Source organism: Methylobacterium mesophilicum (assembly GCF_022179445.1).
Lineage (GTDB): Bacteria > Pseudomonadota > Alphaproteobacteria > Rhizobiales > Beijerinckiaceae > Methylobacterium > Methylobacterium mesophilicum.
Genome location: NZ_BPQU01000002.1, coordinates 189,671 through 213,980 on the forward strand (window position 1 = coordinate 189,671; position 24,310 = coordinate 213,980).

22 protein-coding genes are annotated in these 24,310 nt (G+C 68.6%); 8 read left to right on the forward strand and 14 right to left on the reverse strand.

Annotation, left to right across the window (positions count from 1 at the left end):
* Positions 1-16: 16 nt before the first annotated feature.
* Positions 17-226, reverse strand: a complete 210-nt coding sequence (locus tag MFF40_RS03480; RefSeq protein ID WP_147857797.1) for a TOBE domain-containing protein — start codon at positions 224-226, stop codon at positions 17-19.
* A 107-nt stretch (positions 227-333) separates the two neighbouring features.
* Positions 334-2,121, reverse strand: coding sequence for an ABC transporter ATP-binding protein (locus MFF40_RS03485; RefSeq protein WP_238259681.1), 1,788 nt, complete (start codon positions 2,119-2,121; stop codon positions 334-336).
* 810 nt (positions 2,122-2,931) lie between these two features.
* Here MFF40_RS03485 and MFF40_RS03490 point away from each other — a divergent pair.
* The 3 genes from MFF40_RS03490 to MFF40_RS03500 all read left to right on the forward strand — a co-directional run bounded on the left by MFF40_RS03490 (position 2,932) and on the right by MFF40_RS03500 (position 5,009).
* Entirely contained in the window at positions 2,932-3,663 is a 732-nt protein-coding gene (locus MFF40_RS03490; RefSeq protein ID WP_238259682.1) for a Crp/Fnr family transcriptional regulator, read from the forward strand.
* Between the two features lie 401 nt (positions 3,664-4,064).
* Positions 4,065-4,328 carry a hypothetical protein gene (locus MFF40_RS03495; protein WP_238259683.1) on the forward strand — a complete coding sequence of 88 codons (264 nt, stop codon included), beginning with the start codon at positions 4,065-4,067 and terminating at the stop codon, positions 4,326-4,328.
* A gap of 195 nt (positions 4,329-4,523) precedes the next feature.
* Complete coding sequence (locus tag MFF40_RS03500; RefSeq protein WP_238259685.1) at positions 4,524-5,009, forward strand: response regulator; 486 nt, start codon at positions 4,524-4,526, stop codon at positions 5,007-5,009.
* Positions 5,010-5,367: 358 nt separating this feature from the next.
* On the opposite strand, the gene MFF40_RS03505 is transcribed toward MFF40_RS03500, so the two are convergent.
* Complete coding sequence (locus MFF40_RS03505; protein WP_238259687.1) at positions 5,368-5,715, reverse strand: DUF2293 domain-containing protein; 348 nt, start codon at positions 5,713-5,715, stop codon at positions 5,368-5,370.
* Between the two features lie 246 nt (positions 5,716-5,961).
* Here MFF40_RS03505 and MFF40_RS03510 point away from each other — a divergent pair, with 246 nt between their 5' ends.
* Positions 5,962-6,234 carry a hypothetical protein gene (locus MFF40_RS03510; RefSeq protein ID WP_147857290.1) on the forward strand — a complete coding sequence of 91 codons (273 nt, stop codon included), beginning with the start codon at positions 5,962-5,964 and terminating at the stop codon, positions 6,232-6,234.
* 109 nt (positions 6,235-6,343) lie between these two features.
* Here MFF40_RS03510 and rpsD read toward each other — a convergent pair whose 3' ends face one another.
* Positions 6,344-6,961 (reverse strand): 30S ribosomal protein S4, encoded by a 618-nt coding sequence (gene rpsD, locus MFF40_RS03515; protein WP_058190956.1) that lies wholly within the window; start codon positions 6,959-6,961, stop codon positions 6,344-6,346.
* 209 nt (positions 6,962-7,170) lie between these two features.
* Here rpsD and MFF40_RS03520 point away from each other — a divergent pair, with 209 nt between their 5' ends.
* The 3 genes from MFF40_RS03520 (at position 7,171) to MFF40_RS03530 (ending at position 8,848) form a co-directional block, all read left to right on the forward strand.
* Positions 7,171-7,653, forward strand: a complete 483-nt coding sequence (locus MFF40_RS03520) for a GNAT family N-acetyltransferase (RefSeq protein ID WP_378996995.1) — start codon at positions 7,171-7,173, stop codon at positions 7,651-7,653.
* A 60-nt stretch (positions 7,654-7,713) separates the two neighbouring features.
* Positions 7,714-8,409 (forward strand): helix-turn-helix transcriptional regulator, encoded by a 696-nt coding sequence (locus tag MFF40_RS03525; protein WP_147897633.1) that lies wholly within the window; start codon positions 7,714-7,716, stop codon positions 8,407-8,409.
* A gap of 64 nt (positions 8,410-8,473) precedes the next feature.
* On the forward strand, positions 8,474-8,848 hold the full coding sequence (locus MFF40_RS03530) for a VOC family protein (RefSeq protein ID WP_147855618.1): 375 nt from the start codon (positions 8,474-8,476) through the stop codon (positions 8,846-8,848).
* Positions 8,849-8,942: 94 nt separating this feature from the next.
* Here the strand turns inward: MFF40_RS03530 and MFF40_RS03535 are convergent, their stop codons facing one another.
* Positions 8,943-10,577 carry an alpha-D-glucose phosphate-specific phosphoglucomutase gene (locus tag MFF40_RS03535; RefSeq protein WP_147897647.1) on the reverse strand — a complete coding sequence of 545 codons (1,635 nt, stop codon included), beginning with the start codon at positions 10,575-10,577 and terminating at the stop codon, positions 8,943-8,945.
* Between the two features lie 241 nt (positions 10,578-10,818).
* Between MFF40_RS03535 and MFF40_RS03540 the strand changes: the two genes are divergently transcribed.
* Complete coding sequence (locus tag MFF40_RS03540) at positions 10,819-11,931, forward strand: alpha/beta hydrolase (RefSeq protein ID WP_147897632.1); 1,113 nt, start codon at positions 10,819-10,821, stop codon at positions 11,929-11,931.
* A gap of 42 nt (positions 11,932-11,973) precedes the next feature.
* Here MFF40_RS03540 and scpA read toward each other — a convergent pair whose 3' ends face one another.
* The 9 genes from scpA to MFF40_RS03585 all read right to left on the reverse strand — a co-directional run bounded on the left by scpA (position 11,974) and on the right by MFF40_RS03585 (position 24,257).
* A complete protein-coding gene (scpA, locus tag MFF40_RS03545) occupies positions 11,974-14,139 on the reverse strand; it encodes a methylmalonyl-CoA mutase (RefSeq protein WP_147855622.1) in 2,166 nt (721 codons plus the stop codon).
* Between the two features lie 57 nt (positions 14,140-14,196).
* Entirely contained in the window at positions 14,197-14,913 is a 717-nt protein-coding gene (locus MFF40_RS03550) for an SURF1 family protein (protein WP_238259689.1), read from the reverse strand.
* Between the two features lie 74 nt (positions 14,914-14,987).
* The gene (gene cyoD / locus MFF40_RS03555) at positions 14,988-15,392 is read right to left on the reverse strand and encodes a cytochrome o ubiquinol oxidase subunit IV (RefSeq protein WP_147897630.1); all 405 of its coding nucleotides are present in this window, start codon (positions 15,390-15,392) and stop codon (positions 14,988-14,990) included.
* Positions 15,389-16,021 (reverse strand): cytochrome o ubiquinol oxidase subunit III, encoded by a 633-nt coding sequence (gene cyoC, locus MFF40_RS03560; protein WP_147897629.1) that lies wholly within the window; start codon positions 16,019-16,021, stop codon positions 15,389-15,391. Before cyoC ends, cyoD begins: the two co-directional genes overlap by 4 nt.
* Positions 16,022-16,025: 4 nt before the next feature.
* Positions 16,026-18,026 (reverse strand): cytochrome o ubiquinol oxidase subunit I, encoded by a 2,001-nt coding sequence (gene cyoB, locus MFF40_RS03565; RefSeq protein ID WP_147897628.1) that lies wholly within the window; start codon positions 18,024-18,026, stop codon positions 16,026-16,028.
* A 76-nt stretch (positions 18,027-18,102) separates the two neighbouring features.
* A complete protein-coding gene (cyoA, locus tag MFF40_RS03570) occupies positions 18,103-19,359 on the reverse strand; it encodes a ubiquinol oxidase subunit II (RefSeq protein ID WP_147855295.1) in 1,257 nt (418 codons plus the stop codon).
* A gap of 113 nt (positions 19,360-19,472) precedes the next feature.
* Positions 19,473-20,813, reverse strand: a complete 1,341-nt coding sequence (locus tag MFF40_RS03575; RefSeq protein WP_147855296.1) for an MFS transporter — start codon at positions 20,811-20,813, stop codon at positions 19,473-19,475.
* 214 nt (positions 20,814-21,027) lie between these two features.
* On the reverse strand, positions 21,028-23,214 hold the full coding sequence (locus MFF40_RS03580; RefSeq protein ID WP_238259691.1) for a glycosyltransferase family 2 protein: 2,187 nt from the start codon (positions 23,212-23,214) through the stop codon (positions 21,028-21,030).
* Positions 23,214-24,257 carry a hypothetical protein gene (locus MFF40_RS03585; RefSeq protein ID WP_147897626.1) on the reverse strand — a complete coding sequence of 348 codons (1,044 nt, stop codon included), beginning with the start codon at positions 24,255-24,257 and terminating at the stop codon, positions 23,214-23,216. The genes MFF40_RS03580 and MFF40_RS03585 overlap by 1 nt, the downstream gene beginning before the upstream one ends.
* Positions 24,258-24,310 lie beyond the last annotated feature (53 nt).

The window sequence follows — 24,310 nt, forward strand, 5'->3', positions numbered from 1 at the left end:
GGCCCCCATGGAAGGCTCAGTCGACCGCGACCATCACGTCGGAGGCCTTCACCACGGCGTAGGCCGGGCCGCCGGCCACGAGCTTGAGCGAATCGACCGCCTCGTTGGTGATCGCGGCGGTGACCACCTGGCCGGGGCTGATCTCGATCTTCACGTGGGCGGTGGTCGAGCCCTTGTCGACCGAGACCACGGTGCCCTTGAGGACGTTGCGCGCGCTGATCTTCATGCTGTCGTGCTCCGAAGCGTCCGCGGCCGAATCCGGCCGCATCCGGCGCGTGTCCTACAGCAAGGCGCCGGCCGGCGCGACCGCCCGGGGGCGGGCGGACCGGCCCGTCACGCGCTGTCCGCCAGGACCGATTGCCGCTCGAACAGGGCGCGGTAGGCCCCGCCCGGGCGGCGCATGAGGGTGGCGTGGGGGCCGTCCTCGACGATGCGGCCGTGGTCGAACACGAGGATGCGGTCGAGCGCCCGCACGGTCGAGAGGCGGTGGGCGATCACGAGGGCGGTGCGGCCGTGCATCAGCCGCGCCATCGCCTCCTGCACCAGGGCCTCGGATTCCGAATCGAGGCTCGATGTCGCCTCGTCGAGGATCAGGATCGGCGCGTCCGCCAGGAAGGCGCGGGCGAGGGCCACCCGCTGGCGCTCGCCGCCCGAGAGCTTGACCCCGCGCTCGCCCACCAGGGTGGCGTAGCCGTCGGGCAGCCGGGCGATGAAGGCGTGCGCGTTGGCGAGCCGGGCCGCCCGCTCGATCGCCTGCGCCGAGGCGCCGGGCCGGGCATAGGCGATGTTCTCGGCGAGCGAGCGGTGGAACAGCACCGGCTCCTGGGGCACGATCGCGACCTGCGCCCGCAGGCTGTCCTGGCTCGCGGCCGCCACGTCCTGCCCGTCGATGGTCACGCGCCCGCCCGAGACGTCGTAGAGCCGCTGGATCAGCTTGACGAAGGTGGTCTTGCCCGAGCCCGAGCGCCCCACGAGCCCGACCCGCTGGCCCGCCGGGATCGTCACCGACAGCCCGTCGTAGAGCGGATGCCCGTGGGCGCCGTAGTGGAAGCGCACGGCCTCGAAGCGGATCGTCCCGCCCGCGACCGCGAGCGGGGCCGCCCCCGGCCGGTCGGCGACGCCGACGGGCTCGTCCGCCAGGGCGACCAGTTCCTCCATCTCGTTGACCGCCCGCTGCAGGTGGTTGATGTGGCCGCCGATGTCGCGCAGGTAGCCGTGCACCACGAAGGTGGTGGTGAGCACGTAGGCGACGTCGCCCGGGCTCGCCTCCCCGCGCCACCACAGCCACAGGGCGGTGGCCACGATGGCGGTGCGCAGGGCGAGCAGCAGCCCGAGCTGGCCGGTGCCGCTCCACGTGATGATCATCCAGGTGCGGTGCGTGCGCCGCTGCCACTTGGCCAGGAGCCGGCCGAGGCGCGCCTCCTCCCGGGCCTCCGCGCCGAAGGCCTTGACCACGGCGTTGTTGCCGATCGCGTCGCTGAGGGCGCCGCCGAGCCGCGTGTCGAGGGCGTTCGAGAGCGCGGAGGCGGGGGCGATGACCCGGGTCGCCAGGAGGGCGGTGGCGCCGACATAGGCGGCGGCGCCCAGCGCCACCACGGCGCCGAGGGCCGGCCAGTGCAGGCCGAGCACGAGGGCGGTGCCGAGCAGCACCACCAGGGCGGGCAGCAGCGCCAGCAGCAGCGTGTCGTTGAGCCCGTCGAGGGCCCACATGCCGCGCGAGATCTTTCTCACGGTGGAGCCCGAGAAGGTGTTGGCGTGCCACTCGGTCGAGAAGCGCTGGACCCGGGCGAAGCCGTCCCGGGCCATGTCGCTCATGGTGTGGAGGGTGAGCGGCACCACCAGGCTCCAGGCGACGTGCCGCAGCAGCGCGGTGGCGAGGCCCAGCGCCGTCATCGCCAGGAAGGCGGGCAGCGCCGCCTCCAGCGCCGCCTGCCGCTCGGGCCCGGTGAGCGCGTCGACCAGCCGGCCGGCATAGAGCGGCAGCAGCACCTCCGCGAAGGTCGCGAGGGTGATCGCGCCGGAGAGGCCGGCGACGAGGGGCCAGCGCAGGCGCCAGCCGCGGACGACGAAGGCGAGCACGCGGCGGACCGCGCCCACCCGCCGGGGAGGGGACAGGGACATGCACAAGCCCGACGCGTCGGCGTCGGCTCCGGGAAACGCCGGCCCGGCATCGGATGCGACGCGGGCGGGCGCGGTCAGACGGGGGAGGGGCTCGGGGACGCCGGGGCCGTGAGGCCGGGCGCCAGCGGTCGGCGGCTAGCCGATCCGCGCGGGGGCGCGGACGATCCCTGCGGGGCGGACGGCATAGACGATGTTCATGCGGTCTCCTCCCTCGTGCGAGCGCGACAGTGCCGGGGCTAGGGGAACCGGAACCGATTCGCAACGGCGGATGCCAGCCTGTTGGGATGACGGTTGAAGCGCGAGCGGATTGCCTCTTGGGGGGTGGATCGCAGTCTGTCTGCTGACGAGTGGAAAGGCGTCGAAGCGGACGGTGTTGCCCCGCCCGCTCACGACCCATTACCGAAGGTTGGAAGGTCCGCTTCCAGGCACTTTCCCAGCCTCTTTCTTCGCGCAGTCCACCGCAGGCTATGCGACGGACACCTCGCTGCCAATCCAGGCTTGGCTGGCGATCAGATTGCCTAAGACGCGAGAGGCTGTGCTCGCGTTCACCCGCGACATACTGCGGACGGGCAAGCTGCGAGATGACGCCGATTATTTGGCGTTCCTCCCCCGGATAGAGAGCCAAAGGACGGTCAATAAGTAGAAAATTTACAAATATTCAAAAATGTCAATTAAATGATTTATGATGTGCGAGTTCAGATGATTGTTATTCTTTCCATCGCTCACCATATATTCATCGTGGTCGGCTCGTTTCAGGGCGCTGACGATTGAGGGACAGCGTGTGCTCTTGCCCCCAGCGCGAGAGCACCGATGGCAAATCTCCGGCAGGCCGACCTACGCAATCGCCTCTTGCGCGTGCTGCCGCCGGAGGACTTCGCTGCCCTGGTGCCTGCGCTGCGCCCCGAGGCGATACCTCTCCGGCGGGTGCTCATTGCAGCCAACACGCAGATCGCGACCGTCCATTTCGTGGAGGCGGGCATTGTCTCCGTCACCTCCGATGCGCCCAGCGGCCGCGTCGAGATCGGGTTGCTCGGCCGCGAGGCCCTGGTTGGTGCCGCCCCAATCCTGCTCGACGACGATCGCAGCCCTTACACTCACTTCGTGCAGGCGGCCGGGCACACATTGACGGTTGATGTGTCCGATCTGCGCACTGAAGTGGAGCGACGCCCGGCCCTACGCAGTCTCCTGCACCGATACATCCGGGCCCAAATCATCCAGACCGCGCAGACGGCGTTCTCGAACGCCCGGGGCGGCACGCAAACCCGCCTCGCTCGCTGGCTGCTGATGTGCCACGATCGGGGTGACGGTGACGAGATCATGGTCACGCAGGAGTTTATGTCGCTGATGTTGGGCGTAGAACGGCCCGGCGTGACGATGGCGATAAAGGCGCTTGAGAAGGACGGCCTCGTCGCCAAGCGCCGGGGCCGCGTTCAGGTCATCGACCGCGAACGCCTGCTCGACTTGGCGGGGGACGGCTACGGCTTGGCCGAGACCGAGTATGCTCGGCTGATCGAGGGGAGTGACGACGCAGAAGCGCGGTAATCCAAGCTATCACCGCGTCATGAGTGACGCTCGTCCTCTGGTAGTTTCCATAAGAGATGCATTGCCTCTTCCTGATGTCCTCGCTGCTCCCCAACAAGGACGCTACGGCGTGCCATCTCACTTCCCACGCTAAGTAGAAGCCTTCGACTTAATAACGTCATCGACTTTGTGTCATTTTTATCGATGCGGCGAGCATGACGATAACTACATCGGAAACTGAAATCGGATCGTAAACATCATTCACGGCGTTCGTATCGATAATAGAGCGCGCAAAATGTAATTAGTTTACAGTGTGAACATCTGTCGCAGTTTCCGTAAATTCTTTACTGTTCCGAATATTGAAACACGACGCTAAAGTGCGATAATCGGCAGAGATCAAATTTCGTAACGTCGGTCTTCCAATGGACATGCCAACGCCCATTCGTCTCGACACGCAACGAGATACATCTCATGTCGCGAGGCTGGCTCGGTTAGCTCAAGCGCTTGGCCGCCCGCCGGACCGCTTCTTCGACGTGGCTTGTGCAGGCACAGGGAATGACAGCGCACAACTGATCCAGATGTGGCTCGCGATCCGAAGCGCTGAGGGTCGAGAGGCGGTGTTCGCCTTCGTCAGCGAAGTTCTGCGTTCGGAAACGCGTGACGATCATGGCGATATCGGCGTGTGATGACCGATGATCGCGCCCCTTGCGATCATTCCAGGCAAGGGATCGAGCACACGCTGCCGATGGCGAACCGCCGCAAGTCAGGGTTATCGCGCTCGACGACCAGGTGGCGCATAACGGACCATCACAGGCTTCGGTCCCGGCCGCCAGTGCCTGAGAGCAGCGAGCGCTCCCGCCCTGATCGAGCGGAGTACGTCTGTGTCTGACAGCAGGCCTTTAGCCGTCCTCATCGCGGAGGCCGACGAACTCGTTCGTATGGTCACGGCCGACATGCTGGCGGATGTCGGCTTTCAGCCCATAGAGGCCTGCACGGCCGCTGAAGCACTGGCGGTGCTCCAAGGGCCAGCCAGCGTGCGCATGCTGATCACGGGACGGAACATCGTAGGCGATGGTGTTGCCCTCGCCCACCTGGTTCACCACCGCTGGCCCGGTGTCGGCATCATCGTCACCTCGGGAGCCGGAGGCGATCTTCAGCGCGCGTTGCCGCCGGGCATACGCCTGCTCAGTAAGCCGTACGTCTTTGCGGACCTCATCCAACAGGTGAAAGCCGGCCTCGCACAGGTGCGAGAGGAGACCTCGATCGCGCCCGTATTGCCGTGTGGCGTGCCGCCCCACAGAGGAGTTAATCTAGGCAACGGCGTTGGCGCCGTTGCCGGTCCCTCGACCGAGCCGGACAAGACGTAACCGCATCACCATTAACGGCTATTACAGGTCGAAAGCGGCCGGTTACGAGGGTCTGAAAAGGACGCACTCAAACGAAGCCAGGCATGAACTGCTTGAACGTCTGGTTCTTGCTGCAGCGCGGAACTCCGCGTCCACCCCGAACCGTATTTGCCGCACGGCTGACGAACGGCCGCTTTGGAGGAGCGCCGGCGGCGGTCCGGGCGGCTGGATTGGCTCGAAAGCAGCCCCTCCAAATGGCACCGCTCTCGTGATCCGCGCCCCCGTGCCGGCGACGGGTGCCCCGCCATCGGGCGGCATCGTCGCGCGTGAGCCCGGACCCGGCTTTCCCAGTCCCTCGTCCCGCCACCGGGACAAAGCGCTAGTCCGGCTCGCCCTCCGGATCGGCCTCCGCCTCCTCCTCCGGGATCGGCGCGGCGCCCCACGCGGTGAGCGCCGCGTTGAGGTCGTCGAGGACGAAGTGCCGGGCGCTGTCGCGGTCGTAGCCCTCGCCCAGCAGGTCGTCGTAATCGGTGAAGACGTGGCGGGCATAGGCCACAAGGGCGAGGCGCGCGGCGGTCCCGGGGGCGGCTCCGCGCAGGCCGGCGCTCGCCAGCGCCCGGTCCAGCACGGCGTCGGACTCGAAGGCGGGCAGGCGCGGGGCGATGTGGGCCAGCGCCTCGGCCACGGCCTCGCGGCGGTTCAGGGGCGGGGGCAAGGGCGAGGACAAGGGGATCTTCTCCAGAATGCGCGCAGGGCGGCTCGCCGGGCCGCCTCCGGCCCGGGCACCATGATTTCGCCGCCGCGGCCGGCTAGAGGGCTGCCCGCCGGTGCGGATACCGGCTCGGGGTGCGCACGCGCATCACGACAAAGGCTTAGCGCCGCATCCAATTGCAACGTGCTCCGGTGCGGCCCTAATGTCATCGGCAGTTGAGGCGGGGCACGCAGACAACCCGCCGTCGGGGAGATCAGGTCCATGCCAACGATCCGTCACGCGGTGATCCTGGGCGTGCTGCTCGGGGCGGCGCCGGCCCTGGCCCAGAGCCCGCCGGCCCCGGACGGGTCCCGGGTCGGCCGCAGGATCACCGCCACCGGGCAGACCAAGCCGCCGAGCCCCGCCGCCACGGGTACGGCCCGGCCGGTGAACGAGGTCGCCATGGTCAAGGCGCAGAAGGCCGCGGAAGCCCGCTCGAAGGCGTGGGACAGCAAGATGCGCCACACGATGGGCACGATCTGCAACGGCTGCTGAGCCGGATACGAAAAGGGGCCGCCCCTGCGGGCAGCCCCTTCTTGCGCAAGTCCGGCTCCCGAACCACACCCCGCCGCCGGCTCGGCCACGGGGTGCGATCCCGGGAGACTCAGCGGGAGTAGAACTCGATGACGAGGTTCGGCTCCATCTGCACCGGGTAGGGCACCTCGGATAGGCTGGGGATGCGGGTGACGCGGGCGGTCATCTTGGCGTGATCGGCCTCGATGTAGTCCGGCACGTCGCGCTCGGGGAGCTGGGTCGCCACGATGACGATCTCGAGCTGGCGGGAGGATTCCTTGACCTCGATGAGGTCGCCGGCCTTCACCTGGTAGCTCGGGATGTTCACCCGGATCCCGTTGACCTTGACGTGGCCGTGGTTGACGAACTGGCGGGCCGCGAACGGGGTCGCCACGAACTTCGCGCGGTACACCACGGCGTCGAGGCGCCGCTCGAGCAGGCCGACCAGGTTCTCGCCGGAATCGCCGCGCAGGCGGATCGCCTCGGCGTAGTAGCGGCGGAACTGCTTCTCGGTGATGTTGCCGTAATAGCCCTTGAGCTTCTGCTTGGCGCGCAGCTGCGTGCCGAAGTCGCTCATCTTGCCCTTGCGGCGCTGGCCGTGCTGGCCCGGGCCGTACTCGCGGCGGTTGACGGGGCTCTTCGGGCGGCCCCAGATGTTCTGGCCCATGCGGCGGTCGAGCTTGTGCTTCGCCTGAATCCGCTTCGACATTGTTTCGCGTCCTCTCGAGACCGAGATTGAGGAACGCGCCCTCCTTTTCCCGGACCCTCAAGGCCGGGACGACAGGGCGGGATGATCCCCCCCACGGGTGCGCGTGAAAACGCGACGGGGCCCCGTGCGGAGCCCCATCGACGGCAGGGTCTTTAGGGGATGGGCCGGCCCCGGTCAACCACAGGCGGTCTTTCGGAATGGCGGAGACGATGCGGATCAGGCAGGCGGAGGCGGCGGACGCGGCGGCGATCCGGGCTCTGGTGGACGCGGCCTACGCCGCATGGATCCCGCTGATCGGCCGCCTGCCGACGCCGATGCGTGCCGATTACGCGAAGTCTGTGCAGGATCACCGCTTCGACCTGCTGCAGATCGACGAAGAACTGGCCGCCCTGATCGAGACCACGCGAAGGGACGACGAAGGGAACGGCCACCTGCTGGTCGTCAACGTCGCGGTCCACCCGGCCTTCCAGGGCCGGGGCTTCGGGACGACGCTGCTCAAACGCGCGGACACCATCGCCGCCGGGGCGGGCCTGACGCGGCTGCGGCTCTACACCAACAAGAAATACACGGCGAACCTGCGCCTCTACGGATCCCTCGGCTACCGGGTGGAGCGCGAGGAGCCGTATGACGGCCCGGGCCGGACCCTGGACGACGACATCACGGTGCACATGGTCAAGGCGCTCGCTCCGTAACGGGCCGGAACCCGCGATGCCGTCATCCGACGGCAGCGTCGCGGGCGTTAGAAGGGCCGCATGTCCCGCTCGGAACGCCTGTTCGACCTGCTCCACGTCCTGCGCCGCCACCGGCGGCCCGTCAGCGGGCGGGTGCTGGCCGGGGAGACCGGCGTCAGCCTGCGCACCCTGTACCGGGATATCGCGAGCCTTCAGGCGATGGGGGCCGCCATCGAGGGGGAGCCCGGGGTCGGATACGTCCTGAGGCCGGGCTTCCTGCTGCCGCCGCTGATGTTCAGCCCGGAGGAGATCGAGGCGCTGGTCCTGGGGTCGCGCTGGGTGGCCGACCGCGCCGACGACCGGCTGAGCGGCGCGGCCCGGAGCGCGCTCGCCCGGATCGGCGCGGTCCTGCCCGACGACCTGCGCGAGACCTTCGCGGGTTCGGCGCTGCTGGTCGGCCCCGGCACCGCGGCCCCAGCCGACGCGGTCGACCCCGCCCTGCTGCGCAGGGCGATCCGGACCGAGCGCAAGCTGACACTGCGCTATCGCGACGGGACGGGCGCAGCCTCGGAGCGGGTGGTGTGGCCGTTCGCGCTGGCGTTCTTCGACACCGCCCGCATCCTGGTGGGCTGGTGCGAGCTGCGCCAGGGCTTCCGGCACTTCCGCACCGACCGGATCGCCGAAGCCGAACTGAGCGACGCGCGCTATCCGCGCCGCCGGCAGGCCCTGCTCAAGGACTGGCGACGCAACGAGGGGATCACCGCTTCCGCCGATTGATGCTGCCGGAAACTGGCAGGGGCGCCGGATATCGAGGTCGCGCATCCACGGACAGGAGCGACCGATGGCCGAACCCAGCAACATCCTTCTCTACGTCACCGACCCGAAGGCCAGCGCACGCCTCTATGCGACCCTCCTGGACCGAGAACCGGTCGAGGCGAGCCCGACCTTCGTGCTGTTCGCCCTGCCCTCGGGCCTGGCGCTGAGCCTGTGGGCGCGAAGTGGAGTGGTGCCGGCCCCCACGCAAGCGGGCGGCGGAGGCGAGATCGGCTTCCGAGTGCACGGAGCCGCGCGCGTGGACGCGCTCCACGACGCCTGGCGGGCGAAGGGCGCCGAGATCGTCCTGGCACCGACGGATCTCGATTTCGGCCGCAGCTTCGTCGCCGTCGATCCGGACGGGCATCGCCTGCGGGTCTATGCGCGAACCGAGGATCAATGAGCGACCTTCGCCGGGGGTGCCGGGCTGAGCCCTGCTATCGGGCTCAGCCCCGATACCTCGCCGAAGGGCTGAGCCCTTTGGAAACCCGGGATTTTCAGGTCACCACGCTCGGCTCGGCCCGGCCAGTGCGGGGCTCGATCTCCGCGACGGCGCGGGCCGCCGCCACGACCGGGGCCAGTACCTCCGAGACGGGCAGATCGAGCCGGGTCGGATCGGCCTCGTAGCGCTCCAGATAGACCCGGAGCGTCGCCCCGGCGGTGCCGGTGCCCGAGAGGCGGAAGACCACGCGGGCATCCTCGGCGAAGCCGATGCGGATACCCTGGTGCTCGGTGAGCGAGCCATCGACGGGATCGCGGTAGGCGAACTCGTCGGCCGTCGAGACCGTGAGGTCGCCGAGCCGCGTGCCCGGCAGCCCGGCGAGCTTTTCCCGGAGCGCATCCATCAGGCCGTTGGCGGCGTCGGAATCCACCTCCTCGTAGTCGTGGCGGGCGTAGTAGTCGCGGCCGTGGGTGCGCCAATGCGCCCGCACGAGCGCGTCGGCGCGCTCGCCGGTGGCGGCCAGGATGTTGAGCCAGAGCAGCACCGCCCAAAGTCCGTCCTTCTCGCGCACGTGGTTCGAGCCGGTGCCGGCGCTCTCCTCGCCGCACAGGGTGATCAGGCCGGCATCGAGAAGATTCCCAAAGAACTTCCAGCCGGTGGGCGTCTCGTAGGCCTGGATGCCCAGAGCCGCCGCGACCCGGTCGGCGGCGCGGCTCGTGGGCATCGAGCGGGCGATGCCGGCCAGCCCACCCGCGTAGCCCGGCGCCCGGTGGGCGTGGGCGGCAAGCAGCGCGAGGCTGTCGCTCGGCGTCACGAACAGGCCCGGGGCCACGATCATGTTGCGGTCGCCGTCGCCGTCGGACGCCGCGCCGAAATCGGGGGCGTCCGGCCCCAGCATCAGGTCGTACAGGTCGTGACAATGGACCGGGTTCGGATCCGGGTGGTGGCCGCCGAAATCTTCTTTTGGAATGGCGTTGACGACCGTCCCCTGAGGCGCGCCGAGCATGCCTTCGAGGATGGCGACCGCGTAGGGTCCGGTCACCGCGCTCATCGCGTCGAAGCGCATGCGGAAGCCCGAGGCGAACAGGCGCGACACGGCGTCGAAGTCGATCAGCGTGCGCATCAGTTCGGCGTAGTCGGCCACCGGGTCGATGACCGCGACCGTCATGGCGCCGAGCCGGGTCTCGCCCAGGGTGTCGAGGTCGAGATCCGGCGCCTCGACCAGGCTGTAGCGGGTGAGCGCCTTGGCCCGCTCGAAGATTGCGTTGGTGACGGTCTCGGGCGCAGGACCACCGTTGGCGGCGTTGAACTTGATGCCGAAATCGCCGTCCGGCCCGCCCGGGTTGTGGCTCGCCGACAGGATGATGCCGCCGATCGCCTGGGCCTTGCGGATCACGCAGGAGGCGGCCGGGGTCGAGAGCAGGCCGCCGCGCCCGACCAGCACCCGGCCGAACCCGTTGCCGGCGGCGAGCCGCAGCGTCTTCTGGACCACCTCTCGGTTGAGGAACCGCCCGTCACCGCCGAGCACCAGGGTCGCGCCCGCTTTGTCCGGCAGGGTGTCGAAGATCGCCTGGACGAAGTTCTCGACGTAGTTCGGCTGCCGGAACACCGGCACCTTCTTGCGCAGGCCGGAGGTGCCCGGCTTCTGATCGGGGAAGGGCGTGGTCGCGACGGTCGTCGGGCCCTGCATCGCAGTCGTCGTCGGGGTCGTCATGAGCGGGCGTCTCCCGGGTTCTACCGCCTCAATGCCCGCGCGGAGGCGCGGCGTCACCAGCCCCGGCGACAGGGGCGGAGGTTTTTCACGCGCTTTCGCCGAATCGGGCAACGGAACCCGCCTCCTGTCCGCCAGCGGCCGCTCCGGACCGTTGCGCAGATCGACACCCATCGGTTGAGTCATCGGAGCCGCAGAACAAGGCGGGCCGGAGGAAACCATGGCGGACAGAGTGGTGCAGAAGGATCCGAACGGGGCGCGGCCGGGCAGGGGCCTGGCCCGGCGCCAGCTGGTCGGGGCGCTCGCCGCCGGGGTGGCGGTCGCTGGCTCAGCGGCCCCGTCGGCGGCCGCGCCCGCGAGCCGGCTGCAGACGGAGGAATTCCGGCTGCCGTGGAGCGAGCCGGGCGTCGAGATCTACGTCCGCAACAAGCGCCCTGCCGGGATCGACCGGTTCCCGGGCGACCGGATCCTGCTCTACGTGCACGGCTCCACCTACCCGTCCTCCACGGCCTTCGACCTGCCGCTGGGCGGCATGTCGGCCATGGACTACCTCGCGGGGCTCGGCTTCGACGTCTACCTCGTGGACCTGCCGGGCTACGGCCTGTCCGGACGCCCGGCCGCGATGGACGCGCCGCCGGCCGACAACCCGCCGCTCATGCGCACGCAGGACGCCGCGACGGTGGTGGGGCAGGTCGTGGACTTCATCGCCAAGAGGCGTGGGGTCGAGAAGATCGACCTGATGGGCTGGTCCTGGGGGACCTCCACGATGGGCCTCTACACCAGCACCCACAATGACAGGGTCAACCGGCTCGTCCTGTACGCACCGCAATGGCTGGCGCGCACGCCGGGCCTGATCGGCGGCGGCGGCCCTGTAGGGGCCTATCGCAGCGTGAGCCGGGACAGCGCCCGGACGCGCTGGCTGACCGGCGTCCCCGAGGACAAGAAGGCCGACCTGATCCCGGCGGGCTGGTTCGACCAATGGGCCGACGCGACCTTCGCCACCGATCCGGTCGGCGCGAAGCAAGCGCCGCCGGTCCTGCGCGCCCCGAACGGCACGGTCGCCGACAAGGACGCCTACTGGGCGGCGAGCAAGCCGCTCTATGATCCGGGGGAGATCCGCGTGCCGGTGCTGATCATCCACGCCGAATGGGACGCGGACCTGCCGAGCTATCAGGCACAGGAATATTTCGCCAAGCTCACCCACGCCCCCTACAAGCGCTTCGTCGAGCTGGGGGAGGGCACCCATACGGTGATGATGGAGAAGAACCGCATGCAGTTCCTCCATGCGGTCGGGGCCTTCCTAACGGAGGCGGACCCGCAGGCGTTGAACTGAGCGGCAGCCCGTCTCCCCGCGGCCGGGGAGACGGGCCCTGATCTACTCCGCGGCCTGACGCGCCGCGTAGCCCAGCCGCTCGTTCAGCGCGCGGATCAGCTTGACCGCGGCCTCGGCGATCACCGTACCGGGCGGGAAGATCGCCGAGGCGCCGGCCGCCACCAGGGCGTCGTAGTCGCCCGGCGGGATCACGCCGCCGATGGCGATCATCACGTCGTCGCGGCCCTGCTCGGTGAGCGCCGCCTTCAGCTCCGGCACCAGGGTGAGGTGCCCGGCCGCCAGGGAGGAGACGCCGACGATGTGCACGTCGTTCTCCACCGCCTGCCGGGCGGCCTCGTCCGGGGTGGCGAAGAGCGGTCCGATATCCACGTCGAAGCCGAGATCGGCGAACGCCGAGGCGATGACCTTCTGGCCACGGTCGTGCCCGTCCTGGCCCATCTTGGCGACCAGGATGCGCGGCCGGCGGCCGTCATTCTCCTCGAACGCCTCGACCAGCGCCCGGACTTCCTCGACCACTGGCGACATGCCCCCCACCTCGCGCTTGTAGACGCCGGAGATCGAGCGGATCTCGGCGCGGTGCCGGCCCCAGGCCTTCTCCAGGGCCTCGGAAATCTCACCCACGGTGGCCTTGGCGCGGGCCGCGTCCACGGCCAGGGCCAGCAGGTTCTCGTTCGTGTCGGCGGCGTTGGTCAGCGCCTCGAGCCGGGCCGTGACCGCCGCCTCGTCGCGCTCGGAGCGCAGCCGCTTGAGCTTGTCGATCTGGAGGCGGCGGACATTGCCGTTGTCGACCCGCAGGAGGTCGATGGCCATGTCGTCGTCGGACTTGAACTTGTTGATGCCCACGATGGTCTGGCGGCCGGAATCGATCCGGGCCTGGGCGCGCGCGGCGGCCTCCTCGATCCGCAGCTTGGGGATGCCGGCCTCGATCGCCTTGGCCATGCCGCCGAGCTGGTCGACCTCGCGGATATGCTCCCAGGCCCGGGCCACGATGTCGGCGGTCAGCTTCTCCACGTAGTAGGAGCCGCCCCACGGATCGGCGATCCGGGTGGTGCCGCTCTCCTGCTGCAGGAACAGCTGGGTGTTGCGGGCGATCCGGGCGGAGAAGTCGGTGGGAAGCGCCAGCGCCTCGTCCAGCGCGTTGGTGTGCAGCGACTGCGTGCCGCCCTGCGTCGCCGCCATCGCCTCGATGTTGGTGCGGGTGACGTTGTTGAACACGTCCTGGGCGGTGAGCGACCACCCGGAGGTCTGCGAGTGCGTGCGCAGCGCCAGCGACTTCTCGGACTTCGGATCGAACCCCTTGACCAGCTTCGCCCAGATCAGGCGCGCGGCCCGCATCTTGGCGATCTCCATGAAAAAGTTGGTCGAGATCGCCCAGAAGAACGACAGGCGCGGGGCGAACTGGTCGATGGTCAGCCCGGCGGCCAGCCCGGCCTTGATGTACTCGACGCCGTCGGCCAGCGTGTAGGCGAGTTCCAGGTCGTTCGTCGCCCCGGCCTCCTGCATGTGGTAGCCGGAGATCGAGATCGAGTTGAACTTCGGCATGTTTTTGGAGGTATAGGCAAAGATATCGGAGATGATCCGCATCGATCCCTTGGGGGGATAAATGTAAGTGTTGCGGACCATGAATTCTTTTAGGATGTCGTTCTGGATGGTGCCCGCGAGCTTTTGCGGCGGCACGCCCTGTTCTTCCGCGGCGACGATGTAGAGGGCGAGGATCGGCAGCACCGCACCGTTCATCGTCATCGACACGGTCATCTCGTCGAGCGGGATGCCGGAGAACAGCGTCCGCATGTCGTAGATCGAGTCGATCGCCACCCCGGCCATGCCGACATCGCCCGAGACCCGGGGGTGGTCGGAATCGTACCCGCGGTGGGTGGCGAGATCGAAGGCCACCGACAGGCCCTTCTGCCCGGCCGCCAGGTTGCGCCGGTAGAAGGCGTTCGAATCCTCGGCCGTGGAGAAGCCGGCATATTGCCGGATCGTCCAGGGCTGGGTGACGTACATGGTTGGGTAGGGGCCGCGCAGGAACGGCGCGATGCCGGGATAGGTGTCGAGGAACTCCAGGCCCTCCCGGTCCTCCGGCCCGTACCGGCCCTTCACCGGAATGCCCTCCGGGGTCATCCACGGCTCGGGCAGAGCCGGCGACGCCACCGCAAGCGGCTCGCCGGCCCAAGACATCTCGGCGAAGTTCGGAATGCGGGTGGTCATTGGGGGTGACTCGTTGTGGCGTTTGTCACCCCATTATAGACGCCCCCGGAAACCGGGCTACTCCCCTCCAGGTCTAGACGTCCGCCGGCCGCGCAGGATGTAGATCGCCGCGCCGGCCAGCATCAGCGCCATGCCGTACCAGGTCAGCGCGTAGACCAGATGGCTGTTCGGGAACGCGATCACCGTAAGCCCGCCCACCGGCAGGCCGCCGGGATTGGGCGTCGCGTCGGCATCGACGAAGTAGGGGGCGATGCCGGTCAGGCCTTTTGCCGCCGCGATGGCGGCCACGTCGCGCGAGTACCAGCGCCCATCCTTCGGATCGTTCGACCGCAGGAACGCGCCGCCGGGCTCGGTCAGCCGCAGGAGGCCGGTCACCCGCACCTCCCCCGCCACCTGACCGGCCAGCCGGGTCGCAGGATCGCGGTTCGCCCCCGGCACGAAGCCGCGGTTGACCAGCACGACGGTGCCGTCTTGCCGGCGCAGAGGCGTCAGCACCCAGAACCCGCCGCCGCGCTCTGTGACGGCCTGGACCAGCGTCTCGCGGTCGTGGAGGAAGGTACCCGACAGCCAGACATGCCGGTAGGCGTCGTCGGGGCCGACCCGCGGCCATTCGGCCGGGCCGGGAGCCGGCACCGCCGGGGCGTGGACCCGGGCATCGACCCGGGCGATCAGGTCGAGCTTCCAGGCCCGGCGCTGGACCTGCCACGTCCCGAGCCCGACCAGGACGACGAACACGAAGGCGGCCGCGGCGGCGAACAGGAAGCGCCGCGCCAACGAGAGCGGGGCCGGGGAGGGGCCCGCACCGGAGCCCCCCGCCGACCCCGAAGGAGTCACGTCCGCACGCCCGCTCAGCGGGCGTTGTTCATGACGTCGTGGGCATCCATCGGCATCATGTTGTGGTTGAGGTGGTACATCACCCAGACCGAGCCGGCGAGCATGATCACCACGACCATGATGGTGAAGATCAGCGCCAGGAAGGTCCAGCCGCCCTCCGACTTGGTGTTCATGTGCAGGAAGTAGATGATGTGCACGACCATCTGCACGCCGCCCAGCGCCAGGATCACCAGGCTGGTGACGAGGCTGTTGTCGAGCACGTTGCCCATCACCAGCCAGAACGGGATCACCGTCAGGATCACCGACAGGACGAAGCCGGTGATGTAGCTGCCGAAGGAGCCGTGCCCGCCCTGGCTGTGGGCGTGCGCGTCGTGGGTATCCGAACCGTGACCGGTCAGGTGGTGCGCGTCGGCGCTCATTCGAGCACTCCCATCAGGTAGACGACGGTGAATACCCCGATCCAGATCAGATCGAGGAAGTGCCAGAACATCGACAGGCACATCAGGCGCCGCTTGTTCTCGACGATCAGGCCGTGCTTGCGCAGCTGAACCAGCAGCACGACCAGCCAGAGGATGCCCACCGAGACGTGCAGGCCGTGCGTCGCCACCAGGGTGTAGAACGACGACAGGAAGGCGCTGCGCCAGGGCGGGGCGCCCTCATGGAACAGGTGGACGAACTCCCGGATCTCCAGGGCCACGAAGGCCACGCCGAACAGACCGGTGACGGCGAGCCAGATCTGCGTCGGCTTGATCCGGTCCCGGTCCATCTCCAGCATGGCAAAGCCATAGGTGATGGACGAGAACAGCAACATCGCGGTGTTCACCGCGATGCCCGACAGGTCGAACAGGTCCTTGGGAGTCGGCCCGGCCGCGTAGCTGCGGCCGAGCACGCCGTAGGTCGCGAACAGGGTCGCGAAGATGAGGCAGTCGCTCATCAGGTAGAGCCAGAACCCGAGCATCGTCGAGCCCTCGGAATGATGGCCCTCCTCGTCGGTCTGGTAGAAGACCGGCGCCGCAGCGCCGGGGGGTGCAGTCTCCGCGTGCATCATCGGATCACGCCATCTCCAGCTCGCGCGTCCTTTGACCTTCCGTCCGACTGACCGTGTCGGCAGGAATGTAGAAGTCGCGATTGTAATTAAAGGTGTGAAGGATCGCGACGACGATGATCGCCACGAAGCTGAGCGCCGCCAGCCACCAGACGTACCAGACCATGGCCAGGCCGAAGGTGAAGTTCAGGCCGGCCAGGATGGCGCCGCTGGCGGTGTTCTTGGGCATGTGGATCGGCTTGTAGCCGGTCATCGGCCGGGCGAAGCCGCGGTTCTTCATGTCCCACCACGCATCGGAATCATGCACCACCGGGGTGAAGGCGAAGTTGTAGTCCGGCGGCGGCGAGGAGGTGGACCATTCGAGCGTCCGGCCGCCCCACGGGTCGCCGGTCAGGTCGCGCAGCTTCTCACGGTTGCGGATCGAGACCACGAACATCACGATCTGCGAGGCGATACCCAAGGCGATGAGCCCCGCGCCGCAGGCCGCGATGACGAACCAGATCTGCAGCGACGGGTCGTCGAAGTGCTGCATGCGCCGGGTCACGCCCATCAGGCCCAGCACGTAGAGCGGCATGAAGGCGACGTAGAATCCGCTCACCCAGAATACGAGGGCCATCTTCCCCCAGAACTCGTCGAGCTTGAACCCGAAGGCCTTGGGGAACCAGAAGGTCACGCCGGCGAACATGCCGAACAGCACGCCGCCGATGATCACGTTGTGGAAGTGCGCGATCAGGAACAGCGAGTTGTGGAGCACGAAGTCGGCCGGAGGCACCGCCAGCAGCACGCCGGTCATGCCGCCGATCACGAAGGTGACGATGAACGCCACCACCCACATCATCGGCACCTCGAACCGGATCCGGCCGCGGTACATGGTGAACATCCAGTTGAAGATCTTCGCGCCCGTGGGGATCGAGATGATCATCGTCGTGATCCCGAAGAACGAGTTCACGTCGGCGCCCGAGCCCATGGTGAAGAAGTGGTGCAACCACACCAGGTAGGCGAGGATGGTGATCACCACCAGCGCGTAGACCATCGAGGTGTAGCCAAACAACCGCTTGCCGCAGAAGGTCGAGGTGATCTCGGAGAACACGCCGAAGGCCGGCAGGATCAGGATGTAGACCTCCGGGTGGCCCCAGATCCAGATCAGGTTGAAGTACAGCATGGCGTTGCCGCCGAGGTCGTTCGTGAAGAAGTGCGTGCCGACGTAGCGGTCAAGCGACAGCATCGCCAGGACGGCCGTCAGGATCGGGAAAGCGGCCACGATCAGGATGTTGGTGCACAGCGACGACCAGACGAAGATCGGCAGCTTCATCATGGTCATGCCGGGCGCGCGCATCTTCACAATGGTCGCGATCAGGTTGATGCCCGAGAGCAGCGTCCCGATGCCGGCGATCTGCAGCGCCCAGATGTAGTAGTCGACGCCGACGCCGGGGCTCATGGCGGCCCCCGAGAGCGGCGGGTAGGCGAGCCAGGTGGCGCGCGAGAACTCGCCGACGAACAGCGAGACCATCACCAGGATGCCGCCGGCCACCGTCATCCAGAAGCTGAAGTTGTTCAGGAACGGGAAGGCCACGTCACGGGCGCCGATCTGCAGCGGCACCGCGAAGTTCATGAGCCCCGTGACGAACGGCATCGCCACGAAGAAGATCATGATCATGCCGTGGGCGGTGAAGATCTGGTCGTAATGGTGCGGTGGCAGGAAGCCCTGCTCCGAACCGAACGCCACCGCCTGCTGCGAGCGCATCAGCAGTGCGTCAGCGAAGCCGCGCAGCAGCATGATCAGGGCGAAGATGCAGTACATGATACCGATCTTCTTGTGGTCGATGGACGTGACCCAGTCACGCCACAGCGGCCCCCAGAAGCGGAAGTAGGTGATCACACCGAGGACGGCGAGGCCGACCACGGCCACGCCGGCGAACGTCGCCTGCAGAATCGGCTCGTGATACGGGATCTGCTCGATCGTAAATCGGCCGAGGATCAACTGTTGTAGGTCCATGTTTGCGAACATTGGGATCGGCCCGTTCAATGGGTTCGACGGCGACCGCCGGTTTTGGGTGTGAAGCGCACGCGCGAGGCGTGCGTTTTTACTGGTTGAGCTGCTTGGGCGCGATCTGCCCGCCCTCTTTCTGGCCCTGGCTGTCGGGCGCCTTGATCTCGGGCGCCTTCTCCTGCCCGGGCAGCGCCGACTCGCCCTGGCCCCGCGAGTCCGGGTTGCCCATGTCGGGCCGGGGCTTCATGCCCTGCGGCTGCGTCTGCCCGTGCGGGCCGGTCCCGGAGGCCGGCCCGGTAGCGCCCGGAGCCTCGTTGCCGCGATCGGCCATGCGGTTGTCGTATTGCAACCGGTCGTAGTTAGCCTGAGCCTCCGCCCCGGAGGCACCGCCCCGGGCGTCGATCTTCACCATCTCGCCGACGCACATCTGCTCCGGCCGCGGGCACATGCCGATGATCCGGTCGAACAGGCCCTTGGCGTAGGACTTGTAGAACCGCGCCGGCTCGGACTCGCTCGGCTTCTCGAGCTCGAGATAGGCCTCCTGGGTCAACGCGCCGCCCTGAGCCTTGGTCTTGGCGACCCACTGGTCGAAGGCCTCGTTGGTCACGCCGTTGAACTTGAAGAACATGTTCGAGAAGCCGGCGCCGCTGTAATGCGCCGAGCGGCCCTCGTAGGAACCCTCCCGGTTGATCACGGCATGGAGCTGGGTCTGCATGCCCGGCATCGCGTAGACCATGCCGGCCAGTGTCGGGATGTAGAACGTGTTCATCACGTCGGTGGCGGTGATCTTGAACTGGATCGGCCGGTCCACCGGGGCGGCGAGTTCGTTCACCGTGGCGATCCCGTATTGCGGGTAGAGGAACAGCCACTTCCAATCCATGGCCACAGCCTCGACCTGCAGCGGCTCGACGCCGGCGGGGACGTCGCGCTTCGCGTCGATCTTGCTAAGCGGCCGGAACGGATCGAGGGTGTGAGTCCCGATCCAGGTGAGGGCGCCCAGCGCGATGATGATCATCAGCGGCGCCGTCCAGATCAGCACCTCGAGCTGGGTCGAGTGGTGCCATTCGGGATCGTACACCGCGTCCTCGTTGGAGGCGCGGTAGCGCCAAGCGAAGAACAGGGTGAAGAAGATCACCGGGATGATGATCAGGAGCATCAGCCCGGTAGCCGCGAGCACGAGGTTGCGCTGCTGCTCGGCGACGTAGCCGGCCGGGCTCATGACCACGAGATTGCAGCCGCCCAGCAGCGCCAGGACCGGCGGCAGGGCGAGGAGCGACACGAGTCGCCGCGCAAGGCCGCTCCGGCGCTCGCTGGGCTCGATCCTGTCCGGGAGAGGGGTCGAAGAGGTCACAGCACTCGTCTCTTTATCCCACGCCGCATGCGCGGCATCCGCGCCGTGTCGCGACTGCGGCACGGCCGACAACGTCTGGAAGGAGGCGCGCAGCCTGCGCCGCGCGCTGCCGGCTACATCTGGCGCATCTCGGAGCGGTCGAGGAACAAGGCCGCGAGGGTGCAGACCGCGCCGGACAACAGGTAGACGCCGACCATGGCCAGGCCGTAGCGCTGCGACAGGAACAGCGCCACCAGCGGGGCGAAGCCGGCGCCGACGAGCCAGGCGAAGTCGGAGGTCAGCGCGGCGCCGGTGTAGCGGTAGTGGTTGCCCAACCGGGCCGTCACCGCGCCGGCGGTCTGGCCGTAGGCGAGGCCCAGCAGCATGAAGCCGATCGTGACGTAGATGGTCTGGCCGATCGCGCTCTCGCCGAACAGCAGCGGCGCGATGATGCTGCCGACCGCGAAGAACCCGATCAGCGAGGCGCTCATGATCAGGCAGTTGCGGCGGCCGATCTGGTCGGCGATCAGCCCGGAGGCAGCGATCGCGCCGGCGCAGACGATGGCCCCGGAGAACTGCACGATCAAGAACTCGCCGGGCGAGCGGCTGCTGGTGTTGTTGAGCGCAAGCCAGGCGATCGGGAAGATCGTCACGAGGTGGAACAGGGCGAAGCCGGCCAGGGGCACGAAGGCGCCGCGGATCACGTCGCCGGCATGGTGCCGGAACAGCTCCAGGGCCGGGACCGGGCGGAGCCGGTCGAGGTCCATCATCCGGGCGAACTCTTCGGTGGCGACCAGGCGCAGCCGGGCGAACAGGGCGACGACGTTGATGGTGAAGGCGCAGTAGAACGGGAAGCGCCAGCCCCAGTCGATGAAGTCGGCCTCGTCGAGGTTCACCAGGAAGAAGGCGAACAGCGCGCTCGCGACCATGAAGCCCAGGGGCGCACCGAGTTGCGGGATCATCGCGTACCAGCCGCGGCGCTCCCGGGGCGCGTTCATGGCGAGCAGGGAGGCGAGCCCGTCCCAGGCGCCGCCCAGTGCCAGGCCCTGAAGGATCCGGAGGACCGCCAGGAGGTAAACGGATGAGATGCCGATGCTATCGTAACGCGGCAGGAAGCTGACCGCCGCCGTGGCGCCCCCGAGCAGGAACAGCGCGATCGTGAGCTTGACGCTGCGCCCGTGCCGTCGATCGATCGCCATGAAGATCACGGAGCCGATCGGCCGGGCGATGAAGGCCAGGGCGAAGATCGAGAACGCGTACAGTGTGCCGGTCAGCGGATCGACGAAGGGGAAGAACACCTTCGGGAAAACCAGCACGCAGGCGATGCCGAATACGAAGAAGTCGAAGTATTCGGACGCGCGGCCGATGACCACGCCGATGGCGATCTCGTTCGGGTGGACCTTGTGGTCCCCCATCGCCTGCTGAGCATCGCGCTCAAGGGTCGTGGCCGAGGCCATTGGGGTGTTCGCACTCATGGTTGACTGCCGCCCTCGCCGCGCGCCCGTTCGGGCGCCATGGCCGGAACCGCCTCATGCGGCATGTCCAGAGGTATCGCAACCGGCATCCGACGCAAGTTCACCCACTGACGCATGCATGGCACCCCCATGCCAGCCCTGCTGTCCACACATGCGGGGCGGCCTGCTGCGGCGGGCGCAACCCGTCGCCGCGCCGCCGGCCGAGCCCGCTCTCCTAGACCCGGTAAAGCGCCGAATTCCGTGACAGGTTGATGTTGTAGTAGGGGTCGGCCCGGAGTTCCGGCCCCCAGCGGTCGAGCATGGTCAGCACCTCGCCCTCGAAGCGCTTGCGCTTCTCGGGCGTGTCCTCGGCGCCCCGGCTCTTCGATTCGTGGTGAATCAACTTGGCGAACGGCGTCCACACGATGCGGTAGCCGGCCCGGCGGATCTTGAGGCACAGGTCGACGTCGTTGAAGGCAACCTTCAGGGCCTCGGCATCGAAGCCGCCGACCGCCTCGAACACGTCGGCGCGCATGGCCAGGCAGGCGCCCGTGACCGCCGAGACCTCGTGGGCGATGACCATGCGGCAGAAATAGCCGGGATCGTCGTCCGGCACGCCGAGGTGACTGTGGCCGGCGACGCCGCCGATCCCCAGCACGATGCCGCCGTGCTGGATGGTCCGGTCCGGGTAGAGCAGCTTCGCCCCGACGGCGCCGACCTCCGGCCGTACCGCGTGCCGCACCAGCTCCCCGAGCCAGCCGGGCTCCAGCACCTCGACGTCGTTGTTGAGGAACAGGAGCACCGGCCCGGTGGCGGCGGCCGCGCCGCGGTTCGACAGGTCCGAGAAGTTGAAGGCCCCCGGCACCGGCACGATGCGCACGCGCGGGTCGTCGCGATACCGGGCGAACAGGGCGGCGGTCTCGGGCTCGCGGCTGTCGTTGTCGACGATCACCACTTCGATGTCGGGATAGTCGGTGCGACCGAGCAGCCCGTCGAGGGTGACCGACAGGATCTCGGCGCGGTCCCGGGTCGGGATGATCGCCGAAACCCGGGGCGGCGGCTCCGGCAGCGGCCGGACCAGGCGGTTGAAGCCCGAGGGCCCGCGCTCGGCCCGGCCGCCCCAGGGCGCCACGACCTCGTCGAGGGCGCGCAGGCGCGCCGCCTCGGCCTTGGCCAAGGCGCGGTCCGAGAAGGTCCCGGAGCCCTGCGCGGCGCGCCAATGGTAGAGCACCCGCGGGATGTGGCGGATGCGGGACGGGTCGAGCCCGTCGGTCAGCCGCAGCAACAGGTCGTGGTCCTGGCTGCCCTCGAAGCCCGGGCGCAGGCCGCCGACCGCCCGCAGGGCGTCGGTCCGGACCACGGTGAGGTGGTTGATGTAGTTCTGCGCGTAGAGCAACTCGCGGTCGAAGCCCGCCTTGAAATGCGGGTCGAACCGGCGGCCGCCTCCGTCGATCTTGTCCTCGTCGCTGTAGATCAGCACCAGGTCCGGATCGAGGCGGAGCGCCCGGGCGACCTCGTAGAGGGCGTCCTCGGTGAGCACGTCGTCGTGGTCCATGAAGGCGCAGACGACACCGCGGGCGAGGCCCAGGGCGTCGTTGGTGGCCCGGGCGATGTGGCCGTTCTCGGACCGGGCGAGCACGCGGATGCGCGGATCGGCCTCGGCGGCGCGTTCGAGGATCCGGGGGATCGCGGGCCGGGTGGAGGCGTCGTCGACGACGCACAGTTCCCAGCGCGGGTAGAGCTGCGCGCGCAGGGAGGCGAGGGCGGCCTGGAGCACCTTCGGGTCCGGGTCGTGCACCGGCATCAGCACGGAGATCAGCGGCGGATCGGCCCAGGCGGCGATCTCGGCGGCGATCCCGTCCCGCTCCGTCCGGCGATAGCCGTGGGCGCGGATCCAGGCCTCGTACCCGGTCACCCGGCGGTGAGCCAGCGCCCGGCCCAGGAAGCCGCGCGCCCGCACCTTCTTGCCGAGGATCCGCCAGTAGAGCGCCTGCAGGGCCAGCGCCGGCTCGCGCAGGAGCGCGCGCGGCACCAGCGTCGGCCGGTCGAGGCGGCGCACCGTGATCCGGCGCAGCCGGGCCGGGACCCGACCGGCGGGATCGGCCACCCGCAGGGCGACGACGCCCTCGGGGAGCCGGCCGATCCACGTGAAGGCGCCCCCGCCCGACGCCTCCTGGGGCAGCAACGGCCCCGGACGCCCCTCCGGACCGGCGAAGGCCATGCCGGGGACCGTGTCCAGGCCCTCAGTCGGGTCGTTGGACAGGGTGATCTCGAGCCAGCGGCCCGCGAGCCCCGGAAGCTCGACGCGCATCCCGTCCGCCGCCGCCCGGACCGGCAGGGGCCGGCGCTTGCGCCCGGTCCGGGTCAGGTGCGCCGGCGGCAGGCGCGTCTCGGGCGCCCCCGTCTCGGTCGGGCGCGCCATCAGCTCCAGCTCTTGTCGATCGAGTCCTTCACGGCATCCGACATCGCGACGTCGAACACCAGCATCTCCTCCACCGCCTTCACGGTCCGCAGGCGCTCGGCCAGCGCCTGGGTCTCGGCCGGCACCGGCGGCGGCACCGGCACCGGGGCGTGGATGCCCAGCTGGTCGAACAGGGTCGACGCGAAGGCGTGGTACCGCGTCTTGTGGCCGACGATCCCGACCCGGGCCAGGATCTCGATCGCGGCGATCGAGTTGCCCGGGTGCAGGCGATCCTCGGGCATGCGGGTGCCGAGCTGGCGGGTCAGCGGGTTGTAGAGCAGCCGGTAGGCCGGCTCCGGCAGCATGCGGAAGTAGCGCTTCAGGCTCTTCACGTCGGTGAAGTCGTAGGCCTCCGAGAACGACGCGGCCTCGGCCAGCGGTCCGAGCCGCCAGCCGCGCACCGGATCGAGGGCGTCGCCGGCCCGGGCCTTCAACCAGAGCATGCGGGTCGCCATCTCGGTATAGGGGTCCTGCACCAGGATGCCGGTGACCATCAGGTCCGGCGTCATGAAGTTCTCGTAGCGCGGGATCGTCACTGCGCCCGACAGGAACGCCGAGGGGGCGGAGGGGCCGGACAGGACGCAGGTCAGGATCTCGTCCGGCAGCTTGTGGACGCCGAAGTAGCAGTGCTGGAAATACGGGAACAAGGCCGCCTGGAGCGCCGTCTCTGGCTCGATCCCGGTGTTGATGAGCATGACGCGCAGCCGCACCAGCCCGTCCGGGGGCGTGCGACGATAGACCAGGACGTTGGTGTCGGCGTCGTAGAGTTCGAGGCGCTGGATCTCGGCCAGGCCCGGCACCTCGGCCTGCGTCAACACGAAGGTGCATTGCCCGGTGGCGTGCCAGCCGTTGCGCTTGAACGTCTCGTCGGTGACGCTGGCCGGAACTTCGGCCACGCGCTGGCCTCCGACGGAGACCATCACCCGGCTGATGGCGAGGGGATTGTCCGGCACGATCCAGCCGCGGATCGAGTCGCCGTGATCGTGATCGATGAAGTAGCGCATGTCCCGAAGCTTGAGGCGGCGGAATGCCGGGACCGCCCGAGCGGCCCGGCCGG